The 3246-nt window shown below is 69.1% G+C and carries 4 protein-coding genes; all 4 read left to right on the top strand.

Annotation, left to right across the window (positions count from 1 at the left end; genetic code table 11):
* Window positions 1–279: 279 nt before the first annotated feature.
* Window positions 280–708: an organic hydroperoxide resistance protein gene (locus ACFE99_RS24280; protein WP_375489322.1), complete on the top strand. Its 429-nt coding sequence runs from the start codon at window positions 280–282 to the stop codon at window positions 706–708.
* Window positions 709–712: 4 nt separating this feature from the next.
* Window positions 713–1363, top strand: a complete 651-nt coding sequence (locus tag ACFE99_RS24275; RefSeq protein WP_375489320.1) for a sensor domain-containing protein — start codon at window positions 713–715, stop codon at window positions 1361–1363.
* Between the two features lie 186 nt (window positions 1364–1549).
* Window positions 1550–2821: an ergothioneine biosynthesis glutamate--cysteine ligase EgtA gene (gene egtA / locus ACFE99_RS24270; RefSeq protein ID WP_375489324.1), complete on the top strand. Its 1272-nt coding sequence runs from the start codon at window positions 1550–1552 to the stop codon at window positions 2819–2821.
* Window positions 2818–3246: DinB family protein (locus tag ACFE99_RS24265; RefSeq protein WP_375489318.1), on the top strand; the 429-nt coding region annotated here is incomplete at its 3' end. The genes egtA and ACFE99_RS24265, both read left to right, overlap by 4 nt.

The raw sequence follows: 3246 nt of genomic DNA, 5'->3' as shown, positions 1-3246 counted from the left end.
CGGCCCGGGCATGGGTCCAGGTATGCTACCGGGTGGTCCTGCCCAGACGCCGCCGCCGCCACCGCCGAGTCCGTAGCTAAGGTACGGCGCAAGATCGCTGGCTGTGTCCTGCCAAAGTTTCTGTGGCTCAGGCATATTCACGGCAAGCATCCAGATTGCCCGGCGCACAACGTCATTGGCCAGGTTATTGGCCAGCTGGCCGGTGCGGGTTGGCGCATCCCGGAGCGCTTTATCGGCCGGGCTTCTGTTTGGGATGTCTTGTTGGCATGATCGAGCCCTATGAGCATCGAAGCCATCTACACCGCAGAGTCCACTGCCACCGGAGGCGGCCGCGACGGGCACGTGAAGTCGTCTGACGGTCACCTCGACCTCGAGACCCGTCCGCCCAAGCCGATGGGCGGCAGCGGCGAAGGCACGAACCCGGAGCAACTCTTCTCCGCCGGCTATGCCGCATGCTTCCTCGGCGCGCTGCGGCTGGTGGCAGGCAGAAGCAAGGTCAAGCTTCCCGACAACACCGAGGTAACCGTCAAGATCGGCATCGGCCGCACGCCGGAGGGCGGTTTCGGGCTGACGGGCAACATCGTCGGCACCCTGCCCGGGCTCGACCAGAAGGCCGCCGACGACCTAGTGCACCAGGCCCATCAGGTCTGCCCGTATTCCAACGCCACCCGTGGAAACGTCGACATCGACGTCTCGGCCAAGGTGTAGCCCGGTGCGCGTCGCCGTCGCGGCGCTGGGCGTCGGGATAGCGGTCGGCGCGGTCCTTGCAGCGTTGCCGCTCGCCAACGCGCGCCCCTCGGAGCCGGGGGTGGTGAATTACGCGGTGCTGGGCAAGGGCTCGGTGGGCAACATCGTCGGCGGCCCGATGCGATGGGAATCGGTGTCCACCGATCCCTACCAGGGATATTGGGTCGACGACCCGGTGTGCAACAACTGGGCCGACATCGGCTTGCCGGAGGTTTACAACGACCCGGACCTGGCGTCGTTCAACAGCGCCGTCACCCAGACGTCGGCCACCGACCAGACCCACTTCGTCAAGCAGGCGGTGGGGGTGTTCGCCAGCGGCGACGCCGCGACTCGCGCATTCCACCGCGTGGTGGACCGCACGGTCGGCTGTTCCGGGCAGACCACCGCAATGCACCTGGACAACGGCATCACCCAGGTGTGGTCGTTCGACGGCGGGCCGGCGTCTGCGACCGACGCGGCCTGGACCAAACAGGAAGCCGGCACCGATCGTCGCTGCTTCAACCAGACCCGGCTGCGTGAGAACGTGCTGCTGCAGGCCAAGGTCTGCCAGTCCGGCAACGGCGGGCCGGCGGTCAACGCGCTGGCCGGCGCCATGCAGAACACGCTGGGCCAGTAACCGGACAGTCTGATGGTGGCGACCCGCTGCGCCCGGCTCCGCCGCGCTTGCGATCGCCACTACCGACGGCCGGGAATATGTCGGTGCCGTCTGCAAGATTGACTGTGGGTGGCTATCGTCCGGGATAACCGCGCGCAACCACGCTCCGACGACGCACCGCGTTGGGGCCGGGAGGGAACGGTGAATATGGCGGTCGCGTCGCAGCTGGCCGGCGCTCGGTTGGCAGAGGCCGAACTGGCCAGTTCCGCGGCCGCCGCGCAGTGCATCACCGACAGCTGCCTGGCGGACGGCCCGCTGGGTCGGGTCGGTTTGGAAATCGAGGCCCACTGCTACGACCCGGCCAATCCACGCCGCAGGCCCAGCTGGACAGAAATCAGCGACGTCCTGGCGGAGCTTCCCGCGCTGCCCGGCGGCAGTGCGGTCAGTGTCGAACCCGGCGGTGCCGTCGAACTTTCCAGCCCGCCGCTCGACGGCGTTCTCCCGGCGATCGATGCGATCACCAGCGACCAGGCGGTGCTGCGGTCGGCGTTCGCCCGCGCCGGCCTGGGCCTGGTGTCGTTGGGCGCGGACCCGTTGCGCCCCGCCCTGCGGGTCAACCCGGGCGCGCGCTATCGCGCCATGGAGCAGTTCTTCGCCGCCAGCCACAGCGGGGCGGCGGGCGCGGCGATGATGACCTCGACCGCGTCGATTCAGGTCAACGTGGACGCCGGCCCGCAGACGGGGTGGGCGGCGCGGGTGCGGCTCGCGCACGCGCTGGGGCCGACGATGATCGCGATCGCCGCCAATTCTCCAATGCTGGGCGGAAAGTTCTCCGGATGGCAGTCGACCCGGCAGCGAGTGTGGGGTCAGCTGGACTCGGCGCGCTGCGGGCCGGTGTTGACGGCAAGCGGCGACGATCCCGGCACCGACTGGGCGCGTTACGCACTGAAGGCCCCGGTGATGCTGGTGTTCAATCCTGACGCCGTGCCGGTCGCGCACTACGTGCCGTTCACCGACTGGGCTGACGGCCGCATGCTGCTCGGCGGCCGGCGCCCGACAGTCGCCGACCTCGACTACCACCTCACCACGCTGTTCCCGCCGGTGCGCCCGCGCCGATGGCTGGAGATCCGCTATCTCGACAGCGTCCCGGACGACATGTGGCCCGCGATCGTCTTCACGCTGGTGGCGCTGCTGGACGACCCGGTTGCCGCCGATATCGCCGCCGAGGCCGTCGAACCGGTGGCGACGGCATGGGACACTGCTGCCCGGATCGGGTTGGGTGACCGGCGGCTCTACCTGGCGGCCAACCGGTGTGTGGCCGCTGCGGCCGAGCGGGTACCAGCCAACCTGGACGAGGCAATGCAGCGGCTGGTCCAGGCGGTCGAGCAGGGTCGGTGTCCGGCCGACGACTTCTCCGACCAGGTGATCGGCCACGGCATCGCGCCCACGGTCGCGCGTCTGGCCCAAGGGGAGTTGTGAGCGTACGGGAACAGCTGGCTCGCGACCTGGCGCGGGCACGCGAGCGCACCCTGCTGCTGGTGGATTTCGACGATGACGAACTGCGCCGCCAGGACGACCCGCTGATGAGCCCTTTGGTGTGGGACTTGGCGCACATCGGCCAGCAAGAAGAACTGTGGCTGCTGCGCGGCGGTGATCCCGACCGCCCGGGCATGCTGCCGCCGGATGTCGAGGGTCTTTACGACGCGTTCGTTCATTCACGGGCCACCCGAGTGGACCTGCCGCTGCTATCCCCGGGCCGGGCGCGGGCGTATTGCCGCACCGTCCGGGCGGCCGCGCGGGACGCCCTGGACCGCTCACCCGACGAGCCCGAAGAGAATTTCGCGTTCGGGATGGTGGTCAGCCACGAACACCAGCACGACGAAACCATGCTGCAGGCGCTGAAC

The organism is uncultured Mycobacterium sp. (genome assembly GCF_964249325.1).
Taxonomy (GTDB): Bacteria; Actinomycetota; Actinomycetes; order Mycobacteriales; family Mycobacteriaceae; genus Mycobacterium.
Note: the sequence above shows the minus strand (reverse complement) of the source record. Positions and strands in the feature narration are given on the sequence as shown.

What these genes read in the sequence shown, in the direction of transcription:
- ACFE99_RS24280 (WP_375489322.1), top strand. Translation starts at nt 280, where the DNA reads ATGAGCATCGAAGCCATCTACACCGCAGAGTCCACTGCCACCGGAGGC.
- egtA (WP_375489324.1), top strand. Translation starts at nt 1,550, where the DNA reads ATGGCGGTCGCGTCGCAGCTGGCCGGCGCTCGGTTGGCAGAGGCCGAA.